Consider the following 19955-nt stretch of genomic DNA (forward strand, 5'->3'; position numbering starts at 1 on the left):
TCAAGCGGCGCTTATTGTTGGAACGGCATCCAGCAATGCGCGTGTGTAATTGTGTTGTGGTTGGGAAAAGACGCGTTCAACAGCGCCGCTTTCAACGATGCGACCGTCCTTCATCACCAGAACACGGTCTGTCAGATGATGGACGACGCCAAGGTCGTGGGAAATGAACAGAAGCGACGTGCCGGAGGCAGCTTGTAGCTCAGCCAGAAGGTCGAGTACCTGAGCCTGCACCGATACATCAAGCGCGCTCACAGGCTCATCAGCGACCAGAAGTTTCGGACGAGGTGCGAAGGCACGCGCGATGGCAACACGCTGGCGCTGACCGCCAGACAACTCGCGGGGATAGCGTTTAAGAAACTGCGATCCCAAACGCACGGCATCCAGCACTTCTACCACGCGCTTGCGGCGTTCATCACCATAGACATGAACCGAGTCAAGGCTTTCACCGACGATCTTTTCAACCGTATAACGCGGGTCGAACGAACTGAGCGCATCCTGCGCAATCAGTTGCATATGCTTACGTTGCGAGCGGCGTTGTTCCTCGCGCAGATTGCTCCACAGCTCGCCATCAATATACACCGTGCCTTGATCGGGTTCTGTAAGCCCGAGAACAATCTTGGCGACGGTGGTTTTACCTGAGCCGGATTCCCCAACAATGCCAAGCGCTTCACCCGCTTTTAGCGAGAACGAGACATCATTGATGGCCAAAGGCGTGTTGGCCTTACCATAATGTTTAAAAAGCCCTTTGGCTTCCAGAACATTGGTGCTTTCATCGATGCGCTTTGCTGGCAGGGCCACCCTGACTTGCGGGTGGTGCGGCTGTACGGGCGAGAGGCGATAGCCGCGCGATCCCGCCGACGGTACGGCTTCAAGCAAATGTCGCGTATAGGCTTCCTTCGGTGTGTTGAGTATCTGCCTTGTTGGGCCTTCCTCAACTATCCGCCCATTGTGCATGACCAGAATGCGATCGGCCATCTGTGATACAACCGCCAGATCGTGGCTGATCAGAAGAAGCGTCTCGCCAGCCCGGCGGCGCTCCGCAAGAAGATCAAGAATCTGCTTTTGAACCGTTGCATCAAGCGCTGTGGTCGGCTCGTCGGCAATGAGCAGCGAAGGCGAACGCGCAACCGCTGTTGCGATCAGCGCACGTTGTCGCAAACCGCCCGAAAGCTGGTGTGGATATTGCAGCAATCTGCGATCAGGGTCGGGAATGCCGACCGAGCGCAGCAATGCCTTGCTGCGGTCCGTGACATCCGGCCTTCGGAAGAAGCCCTTGACGCCGAACGCATCGGAAAGCTGTTGCGAGATACGACGTAGCGGATCGAGCGAAACCAGCGCGTCCTGCAGGACAAAGCCGATTTTGTTGCCGCGCAAACCCCGCCATTCCTTATCGCGGTAATCAAGGACACTCAGACCATCGATCTCGAAAAGGTCAGCCTTGACGACAGCGCTTGGGCCTGAAAGTCCGATCAGTGCTCGTGCCGTCACCGATTTGCCCGAACCGGACTCTCCGACCAGCGCCACCGTCTCTCCTGGATGTATGGTCAGATTAATGCCTTCAACCGCCTTCACTGATTGATCGTCACGCCGAAAGCTGATGGACAAATTACGGACTTCGACAAGGGGCGTTGTCATGACTGCCTCCGGCCTTCAAAGGCAAGCTGCCAACGGCGTCCGAGAATGCTGATGGAGATAACGGTGAGTGTGATGGCGAGACCGGGCCAGACGCCAATCCACCATGCAACACGCAGATAATTGCGTGCTTCTGAAAGCATCGCGCCCCATTCGGGAGCTGGCGGTTGCGGTCCCATACCAAGAAAGCTCAAGCCCGCAGCGCTGATGATTGCTGTGCCAAGTCCTATTGTTGCAAGGATCGGCACTTGTGCGATTGCGTGAGGCAATACGTGCCGCAGCACGAGGATGTGACGCTTCAGCCCAAATGTTTTGGCCTGCTCGACATAACCGCTCTGCGCGACGACAAAGGTCTGCGCACGCACGACGCGGGCAAAACGCGGAATGATGGCCACGCCAAGCGCAAAAATCAGATTGACGGTGCCCGGCCCCGTGAATGAGATGAAAACAAGAGCCAGCAGCAGATCGGGAAAGGAAGACACCACATCGAGAAAACGGGAAACTGCTTCATCAATCAGGCCGCGCGATAATCCAGCAAGCAGCCCGAAAAAGGAACCGGCGACAGCACCGATTGCCACAGCGCTAAAGCCTATCAGAACGGAATAACGCGCACCGTGAACCACGCGTGAAAACACGTCACGGCCCAGATGATCAGTACCAAACCAATGATCTACCGAAGGCGGCAATTGTGCCTGTAGAGGATCCGCTAGCAATGGATCGGCTGTTGTAAGTAAACCCGGCCAGAGCGTTGCAACGGCAATTAGCGTTAGGAAGAGCGTTGGTAGTGCCAGTGTCGGGCGCGAAAGGACCAATCGGACCTGTTTAGGTAAGCTAGTGGCAGCCGGCTTTGCCGCCGGGCGTGGTTCAAGTGCGGGGGTGACACTCATGGCTTATCTCCGGCCTTCGGTTCTCAGGCGCGGATCAATCAGCAGGTAGAGAACATCAACGATGGTGCTCATCACCACATAGATAAACGCTGAGAAAATAGCGACAGCCAGCACGACCGGCAGGTCGTGATAAAGCACTGCATCAACCGTGATGCGGCCAAGACCGGGACGCCCGAAGACGGCTTCGGTGATAACAGCACCTGAAAGAAGCCCACCAATCAGCCAGCCGGTGAGTGTTACGGCTGGCAGCGACGCATGGCGCAAACCGTGCCTCAGCCGCAACACAAGATTGCTGGTCCCCCAGCTGCGCACCGTGAGGGCAAAGGGCTCCTCCAGCGCGCGCTCCAGGCCTTCGCGTAGAACCTGTCCAATGACAGCGCCCAAGGACAAGCCCAGCGAAAGCGCTGGCAGGATGAGTGCCGCAAAATTCCTGTCCCCTGACACCGGAAATAGCTTGAGCGTGAAGGAGAAGACGAAAAGGAGGACAATACCGAGCCAGAAGGATGGTGTTGAAATGAGCACCAGTTCAACGCCTGCCGCGATTGAGCGCGGCAGCTTTTTGCCGGCTGTCAAAACAGCGCTAACAGTTGCAAAGACGATTGCGACGACAAGTGCTGCACCGGCAAGTTTCAAGGTGGGCCACATCTGAGAAAACAGAAGCTGCGAGACATCCGTCTGCAGGTAGTAGGAGCGGCCAAAATCGCCATGCAGAATACGTCCGAGATAGGACAGGTATTGCACGAAGATCGGATCATCCAGCCCCCATTCTGCGCGGATGGCCGCTTCAACTTCAGGCGTGCGCAGTTGCTCGCCAATCAATATGCTGACAATGTCGCCGGGTGCGAGATGGACGCTTGTGAAGCTCAGGGTGATTGCCGCCCAAAGAACCAGCAGGCCTGAGCTTATGCGAAGAAGGATTTGTCCCATAAGACTGTTACGCGGGACTCCGAAACGCCGGGGCAACCAGCTCGCAGGTGCGCGACCGATGGTCGTGGTATTTTCAGCTTCCATGATCTGTAAGCTCCTCTGTGCCGAAATCCGCGGGAAGACGTAGCTACTCGCTGCGCCATACGTCGTACGCGCTTTCAGGAAGTTGCTTGAAGGGACGGAAGCTGATGCCCTTGACATAGCTTGCAGCAGCAATCTGATCCTCTGGCTCATAGAGCGGCAAGGCATAGGCTTGATCCAGAATGGCGAAATTCTGCAGCTTGCTGTAAAGTTCAAACCGCTTGGCCTGATCGAGCGTTGAGGCGGCTTCATTCAGCCATCGCGCCAATTCAGGTGCTGAAGCGCGGCTGTAATTGATATAACCACCTTTATCGAGTGGCAGGTAGTGCAGTTCTATGTCGATGGCGTCGGTTGGCGTGTTGGAATTGGCAATCGAGCCAAAGTCACCTGTCTTGCGGCGGTCTGTGTAGGTCCCGGCATCAACATAAACAATCTTCAGATCGATACCCGCGCTCTGGCGCGCCTGTGCCTGCAAAGCCTGCAAGAGAACATCGCGCTGGTCACGCACCGTTGCCTGCGCCTGAATAACTTCAATCGTCAGCGGCTTACCATCCTTGGTGCGGAAGCCTTCCGCATTGCGTTCGGTCCAGCCCGCTTCATCGAGAAGTTTGTTGGCAAGTTCTGGATTGGCCCCGTATTTTCCTTCGATGCTTTTGTCGTAAAACTGCGGATCAATCGGCGAAGTGATGCCCCATGCGCGAGTGCGCTCACCCCGATAGACGGATTTGAGTACGGCATCGACGTCGATCGCAGCAATGAGCGCTTTGCGGACATTGAGCTCCTGCGTCGGACCCCGTTCGACATTGAGGAAAAGCGAATAAGGTGTGCCGGTGTTCAACGCTGTCTGATAGGTGAAATCAGGATTGTCCTTGAACAGCGCTGCATCATTGCCGGATACACCTTCAATGACATCAACCTGACCAGAGGTAAGCGCGCCGGTTCTGACCGATGACTCGCCCAAGAAACGGTAGGTCACTTCATCAAGGTAGGCTGGACCCTGATGACCCGCATTCGCCGGTGCCCAGTTGTATTCCGGGTTCTTTACGAAATTGAGTTCCTGTCCTTTGGCATAACGCTTCAAAATGAAAGGACCGGTTCCTGCAATCTCAGGTCCGCCGGATTTGATTTCTTCGGATTTGAATGCAGCAGGCGAGAGAATTTCCAGGCTGGCAATATAATCGAGAAATGGCGCGTAAATGCCTTTGAGCGTGAAACTGACGGTATTTTCGTCAAGCACCTTCGCTTCTGCAATGCGCGAAACAGGCCCGGTGCTTGTGCTGCCTGAATAAGCCGGGTCTTTGAGCGCCGTAATGTTGGCTACCACGGCTTCCGCATTGAACTTTTCGCCGTCCGTAAACTTTACATCGTCCCGCAGTGTGAATGTGTAGGTTTTACCGTCTTCCGAAATCTCATGGTCTTTCGCCAGCCAGGGCACGTAACCGCCTTCAGCGGTGCGCGCAAGCAGCGATTCATATGAATTTCGCAGCAGGAGTTTGGTCTTGTCCTGACCGTTGAGCTGCGGGTTAAGGGTCGCTGGCTGGGTTTCAACACCCCAGACCAGCTTGCCGCCTTCAACGGGTTTGGCATCTTGCGCGAAAGCGATTTTTGGCAGTGCGACTGCCGCAAAAAGTGCAGTTCCGAGCGTGAGAAAATAACGGCGATTGAGCATGTATCGGTTTCTCGTAAGCAGGGTGAAATTAATCTTGAAGCCAGATGTCGTAGGCGTTTTCCGGAAGCCGCTTGAAAGGGCGGAAACCGATGCCTTGAACGCGAGATGATGCGACGATCTGATCGGCAGGCACATAGAGCGGCAGGCCATAAGCCTGATCGAGCAGCGCAAAACGTTGCAGTTCTGCGTAAGTTTCAAAGCGCTTTTTGGAATCGAGCGTGGAAGCGCCTTGGTCCAGCCATTCGGAGACTTTCGGGTCTTCTGTCCGGCTATAGTTGATCGAACCGCCCTTATCGCGGGGCAGATAGTGGAAGTAGATGGTGACGCCGTTTTCCTGCGTCGTCGTCGAATTTGGAATGATGCCGTATTCGCCGTCTTTCTGGCGGCTGGAATAGGTTCCCGCATCAACATATTGCAGCGCAATATCGATGCCGGCATTCTGCCGGGCCTGCGCCTGTACGGCCTGCAAGAGAATATCACGCTGATCGCGCACGGTGGATTGCGACTGCACGACCTCGATTGTCAGGCGCTTGCCGTCTTTGTTGCGAAATCCATCGGTATCGCGCTCTGTCCAGCCAGCATCATCAAGAAGCTTGTTGGCAAGTTCTGGATTAAAGCCGTAAGTACCTTCAATCGACTTGTCGTAAAAGTCAGTGTCGGCGGGAGTGAGGATGCCCCAGGCGCGTTCACGTTCTCCGCGATATACCGACTGAATAATGCGTTCTACATCAATTGCAGCCAGCACGGCCTTGCGCACGTTGACATCAGAAGTGGGCGCACGATTGACGTTAAGGTAGAGCGTATAAGGCGTTCCGGTGTTGATCGAAGTTTGGTAGGTAAATTCCGGGTTATCCTGGAAAAGTTGCGCGTCATTGCCGGAAATGCCTTCAGCTGCGTCGATCTGGCCGGAAGTGAGTGCGCCGATACGCACCGAAGATTCCGGCAGGAAGCGATAGGTCACATCATCCAGATAGGCTGGACCTTGATGGGCCGCATTTTCAGGCGCCCAGTTATAGTCCGGGTTTTTGACGAAGCGGATTTCCTGACCCTTGATATAACGGTCGATTATGAATGGCCCGGTTCCCGCGACTTCTCTTCCACCGGCCTTTAGCTGCGCAGACCCGAATGCTTTGGGTGAGATCAATTCAATGCCAGCCGCACCATCCAGGAAAGGTGCGTAAACGCGGTCAAGCCTGATGACGAGTGTGAGCGGGTCAACGGCGGTGACTTCGCTGACACGCGCGACGTGGCCCGCACTGATGCTTCCCGAATAGGTAGGTTCTTTGAGTTTGGTAAAGTTGAGCGCAACGGCTGCTGCATCGAATTTCTCGCCGTCCCAAAATTTCACGCCATCGCGGAGCTTGAACGTATAGGTCTTGCCGTCTTCTGATACTTCATAGCTCTTGGCGAGCCAGGGCACGTAACTACCGTCCGGCGTGCGTGCCAGAAGGGATTCATAGCTGTTACGCAGGATGAGCTTGGCTTTGGCCTGACCGTTCAAATGGGGATTGAGGGTGCTTGGCTCCGACTCGACGCCCCATGTGAGCGAACCGCCCCTCACGGGTTCGGCACGCGCTTCCGTCAAAGCGATTTCAGCTCCGGTGGCGATAGTTAGAACAATACCGCTTGCGCCAGCCAGAAAATCTCGTCTCGTAATCACGTTGAATATCCAGTGTCGGGAATTGGGAGAGTGTTATGCCGCGATTGCAGGGCGACTATTGGCAAGCAGCTCAATGGTTTTGAGACGTTGGCTGCCTTCGGAAACAGGGCAGTCGATAACGAACTCAGCGATACTCAACTCGCGGTGCAGACGTTGAAGTTCCGTGTGAACTTGCGAGGCTGTTCCACGAATGACACGGGGCGTGCGCTCTTCGATGCTGTATTGTGTGGCGCCGGCCTGTCGCACATATTCGAGCGCCTGTTCGTGACTCCCCACATTGACCGGCTGCAGGCCTTCGACCGCAACACGGAAGCGGCGAATATCACCTGCCAGTTTTTCTGCCTCAGAGTCGCTCTCAGCAACGATAACGCTGACCGCTAACACGGCAGGACGGTTCGCGATTGCCCGATAGGCGTCAACCGCTTCTTTGATCGCTGCCGGATCGCCCTGAATATGGCCGGCATAGACGAAGTTCCAATCAAGGTGAGCCGCAAGTTCAGCACTTTCGACACTCGCACCCAGCAGGAAACGTTCAGGTTTTTGCGGCGGCACCGGATATGCGGCGATGCCCTTATCATCATCTGATTTTTCAGAACCATGATCGAGAAAGCCATCGAGCTCTGCGAGTTGCTTTTGGAAGGATGGTTTTCGGTCCGGGTCATAAGCGCCTTGCAAGGCGCGGGTTGAAAGCGGCAGACCTCCGGGCGCTTTTCCGACCCCCAGATCGACCCGTCCAGGGGCAAGCGAAGCAAGAAGGTTGAAGTTCTCAGCGACTTTATAAGCGCTGTAGTGCTGCAGCATCACACCGCCCGAACCAATCCGGATATGCTGGGTGTGGGCCAGCAAAAAGCCGATTAGTACCTCCGGTGACGAACTGGCAAGCCCCGGTGAGTTGTGGTGCTCTGCCACCCAGAAACGGTGAAAGCCTGCAGCTTCTGCTTTCTGCGCAAGCTTTATCGTGCGGGTCAGCGCCGCCTGGGCTGCTTCGCCATCATGAATGGGACTTTTATCGAGAAAACTGAGCGCGTAGGGCATTTGATCCTCACCAACAACTTCAATGAGGAGATAATCTATGTTTTTTATAGAATATTAATCGAGCAACGATCTTCCAATATTTGCACGCTCATTAAACGTTCATGCCGTGCAAACGGGCGAGCAACGAGGCACCGTTAAAGGAGACCCTGTTCGATGGCGGCCTTTGCCTCCACACAACACAGGTTGGACAGGATTTGTTTCAGCGGAGGCTTTCTATGGTTGATATTATCGTCCAGTCTTCTCTTTTGGACCCTGCCGCACAGCCGCTTATTGACGGTCTGGTTCATGAATATGATAGCCGTTATGCGAATCTGGATCGGCCGGGCGGGGCGCGCAGTGAAATTCTGCGCTATCCCGCGGAGGTGTTTGCGCCGCCACTTGGCGGTTTCCATTTGCTGCAGCGCGATGGTGAAACCATTGCCGGTGGCGGCTATATGAGCCATGACGAAGAAACCGTCGAACTCAAGCGAATATGGACCGCACCGCATTTGCGCAGACAGGGGCTGGCGCGCCGTATCGTTTTGGCGCTTGAAAAAAGTGCCGGTGATCTGGGTTACACGCGCGCCTATCTCTCGACCGGCTTTCGCCAGCCCGAGGCAACAGCGCTTTACATTTCACTCGGTTATCGCCCGCTCTTCGACACATCGTTAGATGTTCAGCAATATCGCTCGCTGCCTTTTGAGAAGCACATTGGTGCCAAGCTGGGCCAGCCGATATCGTCGCCGCTCTATCCCGCATCGGCTTCATTTGAAGAGGCAACGCAGCGCGTGCAAGAACGCAAGGCGGAGCAGGAAGCAAAAATTCTTGCGCGACTTCAGAGCTATCGGGAAACCGCTGCGTGAGAAGGGAATCAAGCCATGCCCCTTTCACATATCGAACATTTCGCCTTTCTCATTCCGGGCAGTCATCAGGAGAATGATCCCGCAAGGGGGCTAGAGGATACGCTCCAGCTTTTCGAACATGGAGAGCGACTGAGATATAACAGCGCATGGGTGCGTCAGCGCCATCTGGAGCGTGGTATTTCTTCTGCTGCTACCTTTCTCGCTGCCGCCTCGCAGCGGACGAAACGCATTGGTCTTGGCACTGCCGTTATCCAGCTCGGCTATGAAAACCCGTTCCGGCTCGCCGAAGATCTTGCAACTGTGGACCTGCTGTCCAACGGCAGGCTGAATGTTGGGGTTTCAGTGGGTGCGCCGCCTTTCGCTCATCTTATCGCAGATTTCGTCGATGCCGCACCCATTGCCGATTACAGCCATACGCGCGCAGAAAAACTGGCACAGGCACTGCGATCAGAACCGCTTTCGGGCGAAACCGAAGCGGGCAATGCCGCCAGTGCGCAAATTCCCCGTTTGAGGCCTTTTGCCGAAGGGCTGACCGACCGCTTGTGGTATGGAGGTGGATCACAGAATTCCGCACGCTGGGCGGGTCAGGCTGGGTTCAATCTCCTGACAGGAAACATTGTCAGCGGTGAGAACACGGATGATTTTCTGACGGCTCAGAAAGCACTCATAGAAAGGTTCCGTCAGGAATGGGTGCATGAGCGTGCACCGCGTGTCGCACTTGGCCGGGTGATCCTGCCCACGGACAGCGCAAGTCCCGATGCGCGCCGTCGCTATGCGGAATTCGCCTCCGAACGCGACAAGCGAACGGGTTTCGCCCATGGTCCGCGCCGCACTTTGTTTCTGCCCGATATTGTGGGCAAGACAGAACAAATTCTGGAAACACTCGCAGCCGATCCTGTTTTGCCGCTTGTCTCCGAATTTCGGTTGGAGCTGCCCTATGAGTTTCATGCCGAGGATTATGCGCAAATACTCACGGATTTTGCGCGGCTTCTTCCTGCGTCGGCCCCAAGCAAGCCAGAGCTGAGCGTTGTTCGCGCTGGCTAGGTATCCAAACCATTCAACTACGATCGGAATTCAATCATGACGCAGTCTAAAGCCCTGCTTCTGGGTGTGGGTCTCAGCGCCGCAATCGCACCTCAAACCAGCCTCAAGCAATCGCCGCAGTTCTGGACGGAGCTGACAAAATCGTTCGATGGTGCCGTTACATTTCTGACACTGGAAGATGAGTTTGCACACAAGGGCGGCGATGGGCTGGACGCCCTCTTGCTGGCAAACTGGCTTGCACCGCGTCTTAGCAATATTGGTGTCATCGCCGGTGCTCCGGTGAATTTTCTGGAACCGTTTCACGTTTCGACCGCCATTGCGACGCTCGATTATGTCAGCGAAGGGCGTGCTGGACTTCTTGTCCAGCAGCTCGCAAACCAGCGCAATCTGGAAGCCAGCAAAGCGCTGGGTGCATTGAATGGTTATCCTTCGCTTGATCAACAGGCGCTTAAAACGGACACTCAAGACGCAATCGAAGTTATTCGGAGGCTTTGGGATAGCTGGGAGGATGATGCCGTTATCCGTGACAAGAAAACGCAACGTTTTCTGGATGCATCCAAACTGCACTACATCAGCTTTGAAAGCGACAATTTCCGGGTTCTTGGGCCTTCAATCACCCCGCGTCCACCGCAGGGCCAGCCGATTGTAGCGGCCGCACTTTCAAACCTTGATGAGCTGAACATCGCTCGCAGTGCGGATGTGGTTTTAGTTCCAGCAGATGAACAGCTTATCAGAGCTGCGGGCGCATCCGTGCATGATCGCCCGGCGCCGTTTGTCGTCACCGACATCACGCTTTCTGACAAACCGAGTGTTCAGCAAATAATTGATGCGGTTACTGAGAGCCAAAAGTTGGGCGCTTCAGGCATACGGTTGCTCTTGTCTGATCCGCAATCGCAAAGCGATTTCGTTCTCAAAGAACTGCTGCCCGCATTGCAGGTTCACAAGCTCGTTCACAACGGCGAAGGCACTACGCTGCGAGCGCGGTTCGGTTTGCCGGAAGCAATCAATCGTTACTCCACAGCCGCATGAGCGAAGGAACCGGGAAAATGACAAAGCTGAAGCAGGTTATTCTTGGAGCGCAATTTCCGGGCGTCAACAATTTCATTGTATGGAGTGATCCGGCAGCGGGTAGCCAGATCGAGTTCTCGTCGTTCAAGCATTTTGCCGAAACGGTTGAGCGCGGGAAGTTTGATTTCATCTTTCTTGCGGAAGGCTTGCGCGTGCGCGAGCAAAAGGGAAAGCTTCACGAGCTTGATGTTGCTGGCCGTCCCAATACGCTGGCTATTCTTACCGCGCTCGCTGCGATCACCGAAAATGTGGGGCTGATCGGCACACTGACGACCACGTTCAACGAGCCTTATGCGCTTGCGCGGCAGCTGGCGACCTTTGACACTCTCTCCGGCGGGCGGGCTGGCTGGAATGTGGTGACATCGCCAGGCGCGTTTACTGGCGCAAACTTCCGGCGTGGCGATCATTTGCCTTTCAAGGAGCGCTATGAGCGCGCGCGAGAATTTATCGACGCCGCGCAGAGAATATGGGCTGGCGGCGATTTTGCTTTTAAGGGCAAGCATTTCGACATCGCCGGTCGCTCAGATCTGGTGCCGCCACAAGGCGCGCCGGTCATTGCGCAGGCGGGCGACTCGCAGGAAGGGCGGGAACTTGCCGCAAGCCACGCTGATGTCATCTACTCCCGTCACGGAACGCTGGAAGCAGGGCAGGCGTTCTACCGCGATGTGAAGAAGCGTTTGGCTGGCTACGGGCGCAGCCCGAATTCACTCAAAATTCTCCCGGGAGCAACCTTTGTCCTTGGTGACACGCAAGAGGATGCGGAGGAAAAGCTGCGCGAAATCCGTTTGCAGCAGGTCAGCCCGAAATCCGCGATCACCTTTCTGGAGCAGGTGTGGAACCGCGATCTTTCCGCTTACGATCCAGATGGGCCGTTGCCGGAACTGGAGCCGGATGTTGCGCATGAGCAGCTGGCTTTGGGTCGTGCAGCACGCTACGATGACCGCATTGAAACCGCTCGAACATGGCGCGAGTTGGCAGAGCGGGAAAAGCTCAGCATTCGTGACCTTATTATCAAAGTAACAGCGCGTCAGCAGTTTGTCGGCACCCCGCAGACAATTGCCGAGGAAATCAACGCCTATGTGCAAGCGGATGCGGCAGATGGGTTCGTGTTTGCGCCCCATCTCACGCCTGGTGGCTTCGACGAATTTGTCGAGAAAGTCGTTCCAATTCTTCAGGAAAAAGGCGTGCTTCGTGGCGAGTATACCGGAGAAACACTGAAAGAAAATCTCGGCTTGTCAGCGTGATCACCAAATGCAATTGGTAGCAGCGCAATCGCGTCACCCTACATTCATAGTATTGCCAGCAAAAGGGCGAAGCGCACGGACGGGAAACCAGTTCACCGGACTGATTTCTGGTCCTGCTTCGATGCGTCGGATAATGCGTAAAACGATGAATTAGAGCGGTTCCCGTGAACCTGTTTTTTGACCGGGCCCGCTTTCATTCTGTTTTAGCTGTAGGCTTTAATTTTCTACAAAGTCAGTAGAATATAGAAAGTGCATTCTCGGCCAATCTTCCGGTCGCTGCTACCGTGCAGGGAATGGTAAATCGGGAGTAAAATACAGACATGGGATCAACGGTTACATATCTCCGCGAAAGTATTGAGCAATATATCGAAGAACCGGTAGATATCGAAGTTTCTCCAGGTGAGCTCAAGGCAGCAATGCGTCAGCTTGCAGGCGGCGTGAGTGTTGTTACAGCGGGTTTCGATGAGGGGCGCACCGGGGCGACTGTAACGTCAGCCACTGCGCTTTCGGTTGAGCCGCCTACGATTATCGTAAACATTAATCGGGGTTCGTCGGTCTGGACGGCGATTAGTCGCCATAACCATTTCTGCGTGAATGTGCTGTCTTCCGGCCAGCAGTCCATTGCCGATCGTTTCGCTGGCAAGGGTGGCATCAAGGGCGTTGAACGCTATGCGGATGCTGATTGGTATGCGCTCGAAAGCGGTGCGCTGGCTCTTGCCGGTGCGTTGGCTTCGGTTGATTGCGCCGTGGAAGATGTCATCGAGCGGCATACCCATGCGATCTTGATCGGGCGCGTTCTGAAGATCGTTACCGGCTCAGGTGATCCTCTCCTCTATCACAATGGGGGCTATCGCCTTCTCGATGCGCTCTCAGGCACTTAGCTGCGCCCATGCGGGTGCAGAACCGTCATCTTCCAGCCCGCCATTGCGTGCAAACTGTTCCAGCGTCATTGTGTCAAGAACGCCAGCTATTGCTTCGCGCACAAGCAGCATGGAACGGCGAACCTGACAAGCGCGATGATCCTCGCAATCGTCGCATGGCTCGTAGGCCGTGCGGCTGGCGCAGCGGATTGGCGCCAGCGGCCCATCGAGAACGCGGACGACTTGCCCGATGGTAATTTCGGACGCCGGTTTGGAAAGACTGTAACCGCCGCCGGGACCTTTCTTCGACCGCAGAATCCCATCATTGCGCAACTCCAGCAGGATGGCGTCGAGAAACTTCTTGGAAATATTGTTCCGAGTGGCAATTTCCGCGACAAAGGCGCTTTCACCCGGCGCAAGCGCCGCGAGGTGAGCCAGAGCCTTCAAACCATACTTGCCCTTCTTGGTGAGCATGTGCACTCCGCCGATGTTTCGCCAGGCTGCTTTTGCATGAAATCGAGAGAATTAATAGCCTACCGTAATTGGCCGAGTGTCGCAGTAGCGCGGGTTTGGCCGATTTCGCACGGTGAGGGCGACATATAATAATAAAGCAGAGACGATGATTATCGCGCTTCAATGATGAAACGGAGCAACGCGATGATGAAGATGCAGGTATAGCTCGTATCGATGTTTGAAAGGGGCGCTGAGCGCTCTGCCTCAAGGATGAGACGCCTCGATATCCGCGTTTTTCAGTCTGCTTTTCCTGAACCCGTTACCCCGCAAAAAAGAACGATCTCACAATCTCTCTCCCAGATTGGCTCCATTCTATTCTGCACCGCACCGCTTCAGGCTGCCTCGCAATTTCAAAGTATATAAAAATTATAGAATTACTTTTCTTACGGATGCGCGAGTGTGTGTTTAGGCTGTTTTAGATGGAAAACGGCAAGCCGCGCGGTGCGATTGCGGCGCCACCGGAAGCCCCGAGATGGACGCCTGGCGTCGGAACAATTCCTTGGAGAAACGACATGAGTGGACGAAAACAAATCACGTTTGGCGTCATGCTGCAGGGACCTGGCAGTCACATGAACGCATGGAAGCATCCCAGCGGCCCTGCCGATGCGAGCACCAATTTCGAGTTTTTCGTCAATGCCGCACGCAAGGCGGAGGCAGCAGGGATCGCTTTTGCGTTCGTTGCTGATGGACTTTACATCAATGAGCAGTCGATACCGCATTTTCTCAATCGTTTCGAACCGATTTCGATCCTTTCGGCACTCGCGGCCTCCACATCGAAAATTGGCTTGGTCGGTACCGTATCGACGTCCTACAGCGACCCGTTTACCATTGCACGCCAGTTTGCGTCACTTGATCTGATCTCTGGCGGACGCGCCGGATGGAATGCAGTCACGTCACCGCTGGAAGGCTCAGGCCGCAATTACGGGCGCCCGCATCCCGAGCATGAATTGCGCTATGAAATAGCAGACGAATATCTCGACGTCATCAAAGGGCTATGGGATTCCTGGGATGACGATGCCTTCGTCCGCGATCGCGAAAACGGTGTCTATGTCGACAAGAATAAGTTACATCGCATCAATCACAAAGGGCGTTTTTTCAATGTCGAAGGCCCGCTGAATATCAGTCGCTCCAGGCAGGGGCAGCCGGTGGTGTTTCAGGCTGGATCGTCGGATTCCGGCATCCGGCTTGCCGGTAAACATGCCGATGCAGTGTTTACGAACGGCACCAAGATTGAGGACGTGCGATCCTTCTACAGGCAGGTAAAGCAAAGCGCGGTCGCTCAAGGCCGCAGTTCTTCTGATGTTGGGATTTTCCCCGGTATCGGCCCAATTGTCGGGCGTACGCAGGAAGAAGCAGAGGAGAAGTATCAAGCCATCCGTAATCTGGTTTCGGTTGATGAGGCGCTGCTTTATCTCGGTCGCTTCTTCGACCATCACGATTTCAGCATCTATCCGCTCGACGAGCCTTTCCCTGAACTCGGTGAAATCGGCAAGAACAGTTTCCGCGCCACGACAGATCGCATCAAGAAGACGGCAAGGCAAACCGGTGCCACATTACGCGAGATCGCACTCGATGTCGCGACACCACGCACTGCCTTCATTGGAACTGCGGACGCTATCGCCAATGAACTGATCGATTGGGTGGAAAGCGAAGCTGCCGATGGTTTCATTCTCGGCTTTCCCGTCATTGCGGAAGGTCTCGACGATTTCATTCAACATGTACTCCCGATCCTGGAAAAGCGCGGCTATTTCAACCCGGAACTGCCCGGTGAAACGCTCCGCGATCATCTGGGGCTGCCGTTCCGCGAAAGCCGTTATTCGTCGGCTGTGGATCAACCGGTAAACAAGGCTGCGCGGGCCTGAGGAGCCGGTTTCATGGATGTTACCTCCCGACCCCGCAACAGGCTTGATGCCGCGAGAGAAGCCATTGCCGCGCATCTCGATGAATTCATAGCGCTTCGCCATGATATTCATCAGCACCCGGAGCTCGCTTTCCATGAGCATCGCACGAGCCGTCTCGTTGCGTCAAAACTCGCCTCCTGGGGTTATGACGTCACGACGGGAATTGCGGGAACCGGCGTGGTAGCGACCTTGCCCCGGGGGGAAGGTCGGCGCCGTCTCGCGATCCGGGCAGATATGGATGCTCTGCCGATAGAAGAGGCGACGGGGCTTGACTACGCCAGCCGAAACAAGGGTGTGATGCACGCTTGCGGCCATGACGGGCACACGACGATCCTGCTTACGGCTGCGCGATATCTGGCCGAGGCGGGGAATTTCAGCGGTACGCTCGATCTTGTTTTTCAACCGGCAGAAGAAATCGGTGCCGGAGCACGCAAGATGATAAGCGAAGGGCTTTTCGAACGGTTTCCCGCCGATGCGGTGTTCGGATTGCACAACTGGCCGGGTGTCACCGGAGGACGTTTCGGGTTTGTCGCCGGACCGGCGATGGCATCTGTAGACAAAGCTGTCATCAAGATCGTCGGCAAGGGTGGTCACGGGGCTGAACCGCACAATGCTGTCGATCCTATTGTCGCCGCTGCGTCTCTCATTACTGCCTTGCAGAGCATTGTTTCGCGCAATGTCGATCCGCGTGAAATGGCGGTTGTCACGGTTGGCTCCATCCATGGCGGCGAAGCTTCAAACGTCATTCCTGGTTCGGTGGAACTGCAACTGACGATCCGTTCCTACAGCGAAGAGGTGCGGCGCGGATTGCAAGTACGTATCCCGGCGCTTGCTCGCGCTCAGGCTGAAAGTTTTGGTGCCGTTGCGGAGGTCGACTATAGGTTGGGCTTTCCTTCTGTCATCAATCCGGTTGAGGAGACCGCATTCGCCCGCAAGGTTGCAGCCGATGCGTTCGGGGATGATGCCCTGGAGGGCGCATTTGCGCCGCGCACTGCCAGCGAGGATTTTGCTTTCTTGTTGCAGGCAAAGCCTGGCAGCTATCTCTTCATCGGTAACGGCGACAGCGCGCCGCTGCACAGTGCCGAATACAACTTCAACGATCAGATCATCGCGCCAGCCGCTCTCTATTGGGTGCAGCTCGCCGAAGCCTTTCTCAATGAAAACAGACGGTGATGATGATGAGCGATGTCTTTCTGTATACCAGTTCTCTTGATCCGCGTGCAAAGCCGCTCATCGATGAACTTCTGTATGAATATGACAGCCGTTACGGCACATATTTCAACGCGGAAGGTGCAGCGGCGGAAATGAACCGCTATCCGCCCGAAGCATTTGCGCCACCCAGCGGTAATTTTTTGCTGTTGATCCGGGACGGTGAAACCATCGGCGGCGGTGCCTTCAAGGCTTTTGATGCACGTACTGCGGAGTTCAAGCGTATCTGGACCCGGTCGGATCTGCGGCGACAGGGGCTGGCGCGCAAGCTTCTCGTGGAACTGGAAGAGCAGGCAGCAAGACAGGGCTATTCCCGCATCTACCTGACGACGGGCTTTCGTCAGCCGGAAGCCGTAGGTCTCTATCTCAACAACGGGTATACGGCGCTTTTCGACACGAGTGCAGATCCTGAAATTTACAAGACGCTGCCCTTTGAAAAGGAGATCGGCCATCTGTGCGCTCCGCTGGGGCGCGGCACTGATCATCGCATCACGGACCGTCAACAAATCGCCAACCCGTGAATTTCATCACAGGGCTGAAGGCCAAGGAACGACCAGATGGCAGTAACGACAGAATTCACAAACGTGCAGATTGCAACCCGTTCGGTGGAGCGCAAGCAGGACTATTCGCGCTACAGGATCGTTCCGGCAAAGCATCCAGCACGCTTTGCCGGCAGCGTGTTCGCGGCCATCGTGATCGGCCTTGTGCTCTATTCGATCTTTACCAATCCACAGTGGGGCTGGAACGTTTTTGCGGAATGGTTCTTTGCCGAACCGGTACTGGTCGGCCTCGGGCGAACACTGCTGTTAACAGCGCTCGCGGCCGTATCAGGTTCCATTCTCGGTACGCTGCTGGCATTAGCCCGTGTATCGAGGTCGCCTCTGCTTTCGGGTCTGTCCTGGGGCTATATATGGTTGCTGCGCTCCATACCCCTTATTGTATTGCTGCTCATCCTGAATAATCTCGGCTACCTCTATGCGAACATCACGCTGAGTGTGCCTTTCACGGATCGCGTATTGTTCGATTACCCGACGGTGCAATTGTTGACGCCGTTTGCAGCTGCCTTTCTCGGTCTGACGCTGAACCAGTCCGCCTTCTTCGCCGAGATTGTGCGCGGCGGCATCCTTTCCGTCGATCAGGGGCAACATGAAGCCGCTGCGGCGCTTGGCCTGCCGCGCACCCGTCAAGCCTTGCGAATTGTTTTGCCACAGGCGATGCGCTCCATCCTTCCGACGGGTTTCAACGAGATTATCGGTCTCGCCAAGGGCACTTCCATGGTCTATGTGCTCGCCTTGCCTGAGCTGTTCTACACGGTCCAGGTGATCTACAGGCGCAATCTGGAAGTCATTCCGCTGCTGATGGTCGCGACCGTCTGGTATCTGGTCATCATGACCGTGCTTTCTGGGGCGCAGTATTACATCGAGCGCTATTTCGCGAAGGGCGCGGTTCGCAATCCCGTTCCCCTGCCATTCCAGGCCTTCTTCAATCGCTACAAGCGCTCCTTGCCGTTGACCTCGGGGCTGTCGGGACAAGTACACAGGACGGTTCCAGTCGCCGGTTTCCGCGATGCCGGCACAATGTCTGCGGGCGCACCTATTCATATCCACGATATTTCCAAGCGCTTCGGTACGAACACGGTGCTGAACCATGTGGAACTGTCCCTTCCGGCAGGCAGCGTGACGGCAATTCTCGGCCCGTCCGGTTCCGGTAAGTCCACGCTACTACGCTCGATCAATCATCTGGAGCGTGTGGATGAGGGCTTCATTTCCGTTGATGGGGCACTGGTCGGTTACCGTCAAGATGGAGATACGCTCTATGAGCTGAAGGAAAAGGACATTCTAAAGCGTCGTGCCGATATCGCGATGGTGTTTCAGAACTTCAATCTATTTCCGCACATGACGGTCCTGGAAAACATTATCGAAGCGCCGATTCAGGTGCGCGGCCTTGCACGCGATGCAGCGATCCGGCTGGCGCTTGATCTGCTGGCGCGCGTTGGCCTCGGTGACAAGGCTGAAGCCTATCCACGCCAATTGTCAGGAGGGCAGCAGCAGCGCGTGGCGATTGCCCGGGCGTTGGCGCTTCGTCCGAAGGTTATCCTGTTCGACGAACCGACGTCGGCGCTTGATCCGGAACTGGTTGGCGAGGTGCTCGACGTCATCAAGGAACTTGCCCGTACCGGGACCACGCTTGTGATCGTCACCCATGAAATCGGCTTTGCGCGCGAAGTTGCGGACACGGTTGTCTTTATGGAAGCCGGACAAATTGTGGAGGCCGGTCCGCCGTCCAGCATTTTCAACGACGCGCAGCATCCGCGCACACGCGAATTTCTGGCCAAGGTTCTTTGAACCGGTGCCGGAAGAACTGACACAACAAGGAGACGGGAAATGACATTTATCAGAACGGCACGCTACTGGACCGCCGGGATTATCGCGATCGGGCTGTTTGGTTCCGGTATTGCGCGAAGCGAGGGGAAATTCGATCTCAGCCCGGAACAACCGAACCGGCTGCGTGTCGAAAAGATCGACAAGCGCATTGAGGAGATCAAGGACTTCAAGTTCGTCAAGGATGGTGTTCTGACCATCGGCATCAGCACCAGCGGACATCTGCCGTTACATGACTATGCGTCGGATTCAAAGACCGTCATCGGTTATGACGTCGATCTGGCGCAGATCATCGCCGATAGTCTGGGTCTCAAGCTGGAACTGGTTTCTGTCGCATGGGCCGACTGGCCGCTGGGGCTTTCCTCCGGCAAGTTCGACGCGGTGATTTCGAATGTGACGGTGACGGAAGAACGCAAGGAGAAGTTCGATTTCTCCACCTATCGCAAGGATGAGCTTGGCTTCTACGTGAAGTCGGACAGCAAGATCAGCGAGATCAAGTCTCCGGCAGATATTGCGGGCCTCAAGGTTATCACCGATGCTGGCACCAATCAGGAGAAAATCCTGCTGGAATGGGATCGCCAGAATGTCGCTGCCGGTTTGAAGCCCATCGAGGTTCAATATTACGATGACGATGCGGTCAAGGATCTCGCCGTCCAGAGCGGACGCGCCGACGCCGTTTTCAGCGTAAATGCGACGCAAGCTTACTCTGCAGGCATTAACGGCAAGACGAAGCTCGTCGGCACTGTGAGTGGGGGCTGGCCAATTACGGCTGAAATCGCTGTCACGACGCGCAAGGGAAGTGGCCTTGCCCAGCCGCTGACCGACGTTCTCAACGATCTGATCGCCAGCGGGGCATATCAGAAGGTTCTGGAAACCTGGAATCTCGGACCGGAAGCAATCACCGAAGCCAAAACCAATCCGCAAGGACTGCCAAAGAGCGGCTCGTAAGTTGAAAGGTGAGGGGCGGGTTGGTTTGAGGGGACGCGAACCGACCCGCATATT

Annotated in this window: 17 protein-coding genes; 10 read left to right on the forward strand and 7 right to left on the reverse strand. The window is 55.6% G+C overall.

From position 1 onward, the window contains the following. The 6 genes from ACS5UA_RS17180 to ACS5UA_RS17205 form a co-directional block, all read right to left on the reverse strand. Positions 1-1635 carry a dipeptide ABC transporter ATP-binding protein gene (locus ACS5UA_RS17180; RefSeq protein WP_241084566.1) on the reverse strand — a complete coding sequence of 545 codons (1635 nt, stop codon included), beginning with the start codon at positions 1633-1635 and terminating at the stop codon, positions 1-3. Further along, positions 1632-2318, reverse strand: coding sequence for an ABC transporter permease (locus ACS5UA_RS17185; protein ID WP_241084565.1), 687 nt, complete (start codon positions 2316-2318; stop codon positions 1632-1634). Before ACS5UA_RS17185 ends, ACS5UA_RS17180 begins: the two co-directional genes overlap by 4 nt. Positions 2319-2522: 204 nt before the next feature. Beyond that, complete coding sequence (locus ACS5UA_RS17190; protein WP_241084564.1) at positions 2523-3530, reverse strand: ABC transporter permease; 1008 nt, start codon at positions 3528-3530, stop codon at positions 2523-2525. Between the two features lie 43 nt (positions 3531-3573). Further along, on the reverse strand, positions 3574-5196 hold the full coding sequence (locus ACS5UA_RS17195; RefSeq protein ID WP_112702206.1) for an ABC transporter substrate-binding protein: 1623 nt from the start codon (positions 5194-5196) through the stop codon (positions 3574-3576). 28 nt (positions 5197-5224) lie between these two features. Then, entirely contained in the window at positions 5225-6856 is a 1632-nt protein-coding gene (locus ACS5UA_RS17200; protein WP_112702205.1) for an ABC transporter substrate-binding protein, read from the reverse strand. A gap of 33 nt (positions 6857-6889) precedes the next feature. Beyond that, on the reverse strand, positions 6890-7891 hold the full coding sequence (locus ACS5UA_RS17205; RefSeq protein ID WP_112702204.1) for an LLM class flavin-dependent oxidoreductase: 1002 nt from the start codon (positions 7889-7891) through the stop codon (positions 6890-6892). 215 nt (positions 7892-8106) lie between these two features. Between ACS5UA_RS17205 and ACS5UA_RS17210 the strand changes: the two genes are divergently transcribed. The 5 genes from ACS5UA_RS17210 (at position 8107) to ACS5UA_RS17230 (ending at position 12970) form a co-directional block, all read left to right on the forward strand. Next, positions 8107-8733 (forward strand): GNAT family N-acetyltransferase, encoded by a 627-nt coding sequence (locus ACS5UA_RS17210; protein WP_100650366.1) that lies wholly within the window; start codon positions 8107-8109, stop codon positions 8731-8733. A 15-nt stretch (positions 8734-8748) separates the two neighbouring features. Beyond that, positions 8749-9777: an LLM class flavin-dependent oxidoreductase gene (locus ACS5UA_RS17215; protein ID WP_112702203.1), complete on the forward strand. Its 1029-nt coding sequence runs from the start codon at positions 8749-8751 to the stop codon at positions 9775-9777. A 66-nt stretch (positions 9778-9843) separates the two neighbouring features. Further along, positions 9844-10806 (forward strand): LLM class flavin-dependent oxidoreductase, encoded by a 963-nt coding sequence (locus ACS5UA_RS17220; protein ID WP_241084562.1) that lies wholly within the window; start codon positions 9844-9846, stop codon positions 10804-10806. A 17-nt stretch (positions 10807-10823) separates the two neighbouring features. Next, positions 10824-12089: an LLM class flavin-dependent oxidoreductase gene (locus ACS5UA_RS17225; protein WP_112702219.1), complete on the forward strand. Its 1266-nt coding sequence runs from the start codon at positions 10824-10826 to the stop codon at positions 12087-12089. Between the two features lie 320 nt (positions 12090-12409). Beyond that, complete coding sequence (locus tag ACS5UA_RS17230; RefSeq protein ID WP_112702201.1) at positions 12410-12970, forward strand: flavin reductase family protein; 561 nt, start codon at positions 12410-12412, stop codon at positions 12968-12970. Here ACS5UA_RS17230 and ACS5UA_RS17235 read toward each other — a convergent pair. Beyond that, positions 12959-13423: an RrF2 family transcriptional regulator gene (locus ACS5UA_RS17235; protein WP_112702200.1), complete on the reverse strand. Its 465-nt coding sequence runs from the start codon at positions 13421-13423 to the stop codon at positions 12959-12961. The two genes, ACS5UA_RS17230 and ACS5UA_RS17235, sit on opposite strands and share 12 nt — an antisense overlap. A 551-nt stretch (positions 13424-13974) precedes the next feature. Here ACS5UA_RS17235 and ACS5UA_RS17240 point away from each other — a divergent pair. Genes ACS5UA_RS17240 through ACS5UA_RS17260 form a run of 5 tightly spaced genes read left to right on the forward strand, consistent with a single transcriptional unit; the run spans position 13975 to position 19901 of the window. Then, positions 13975-15324 (forward strand): LLM class flavin-dependent oxidoreductase, encoded by a 1350-nt coding sequence (locus ACS5UA_RS17240; protein WP_112702199.1) that lies wholly within the window; start codon positions 13975-13977, stop codon positions 15322-15324. A gap of 12 nt (positions 15325-15336) precedes the next feature. Then, the gene (locus tag ACS5UA_RS17245; protein ID WP_443101534.1) at positions 15337-16536 is read left to right on the forward strand and encodes a M20 aminoacylase family protein; all 1200 of its coding nucleotides are present in this window, start codon (positions 15337-15339) and stop codon (positions 16534-16536) included. A gap of 5 nt (positions 16537-16541) precedes the next feature. Further along, positions 16542-17093, forward strand: a complete 552-nt coding sequence (locus ACS5UA_RS17250; protein WP_031346277.1) for a GNAT family N-acetyltransferase — start codon at positions 16542-16544, stop codon at positions 17091-17093. A 36-nt stretch (positions 17094-17129) separates the two neighbouring features. Then, positions 17130-18917 (forward strand): amino acid ABC transporter permease/ATP-binding protein, encoded by a 1788-nt coding sequence (locus ACS5UA_RS17255; RefSeq protein ID WP_112702197.1) that lies wholly within the window; start codon positions 17130-17132, stop codon positions 18915-18917. Positions 18918-18956: 39 nt separating this feature from the next. Further along, a complete protein-coding gene (locus ACS5UA_RS17260; RefSeq protein ID WP_443101535.1) occupies positions 18957-19901 on the forward strand; it encodes an ABC transporter substrate-binding protein in 945 nt (314 codons plus the stop codon). Positions 19902-19955 lie beyond the last annotated feature (54 nt).

The organism is Brucella sp. RRSP16 (assembly GCF_052246815.1).
In the GTDB taxonomy this organism is placed as follows: Bacteria; Pseudomonadota; Alphaproteobacteria; order Rhizobiales; family Rhizobiaceae; genus Brucella; species Brucella intermedia.

Coding starts and splice junctions, on each gene's coding strand:
- ACS5UA_RS17255 (WP_112702197.1), top strand. CDS start 17,130: ATGGCAGTAACGACAGAATTCACAAACGTGCAGATTGCAACCCGTTCG.
- ACS5UA_RS17180 (WP_241084566.1), bottom strand. CDS start 1,635: ATGACAACGCCCCTTGTCGAAGTCCGTAATTTGTCCATCAGCTTTCGG.
- ACS5UA_RS17225 (WP_112702219.1), top strand. CDS start 10,824: ATGACAAAGCTGAAGCAGGTTATTCTTGGAGCGCAATTTCCGGGCGTC.
- ACS5UA_RS17195 (WP_112702206.1), bottom strand. CDS start 5,196: ATGCTCAATCGCCGTTATTTTCTCACGCTCGGAACTGCACTTTTTGCG.
- ACS5UA_RS17205 (WP_112702204.1), bottom strand. CDS start 7,891: ATGCCCTACGCGCTCAGTTTTCTCGATAAAAGTCCCATTCATGATGGC.
- ACS5UA_RS17215 (WP_112702203.1), top strand. CDS start 8,749: ATGCCCCTTTCACATATCGAACATTTCGCCTTTCTCATTCCGGGCAGT.
- ACS5UA_RS17250 (WP_031346277.1), top strand. CDS start 16,542: ATGAGCGATGTCTTTCTGTATACCAGTTCTCTTGATCCGCGTGCAAAG.
- ACS5UA_RS17260 (WP_443101535.1), top strand. CDS start 18,957: ATGACATTTATCAGAACGGCACGCTACTGGACCGCCGGGATTATCGCG.
- ACS5UA_RS17190 (WP_241084564.1), bottom strand. CDS start 3,530: ATGGAAGCTGAAAATACCACGACCATCGGTCGCGCACCTGCGAGCTGG.
- ACS5UA_RS17210 (WP_100650366.1), top strand. CDS start 8,107: ATGGTTGATATTATCGTCCAGTCTTCTCTTTTGGACCCTGCCGCACAG.
- ACS5UA_RS17245 (WP_443101534.1), top strand. CDS start 15,337: ATGGATGTTACCTCCCGACCCCGCAACAGGCTTGATGCCGCGAGAGAA.
- ACS5UA_RS17235 (WP_112702200.1), bottom strand. CDS start 13,423: ATGCTCACCAAGAAGGGCAAGTATGGTTTGAAGGCTCTGGCTCACCTC.
- ACS5UA_RS17230 (WP_112702201.1), top strand. CDS start 12,410: ATGGGATCAACGGTTACATATCTCCGCGAAAGTATTGAGCAATATATC.
- ACS5UA_RS17240 (WP_112702199.1), top strand. CDS start 13,975: ATGAGTGGACGAAAACAAATCACGTTTGGCGTCATGCTGCAGGGACCT.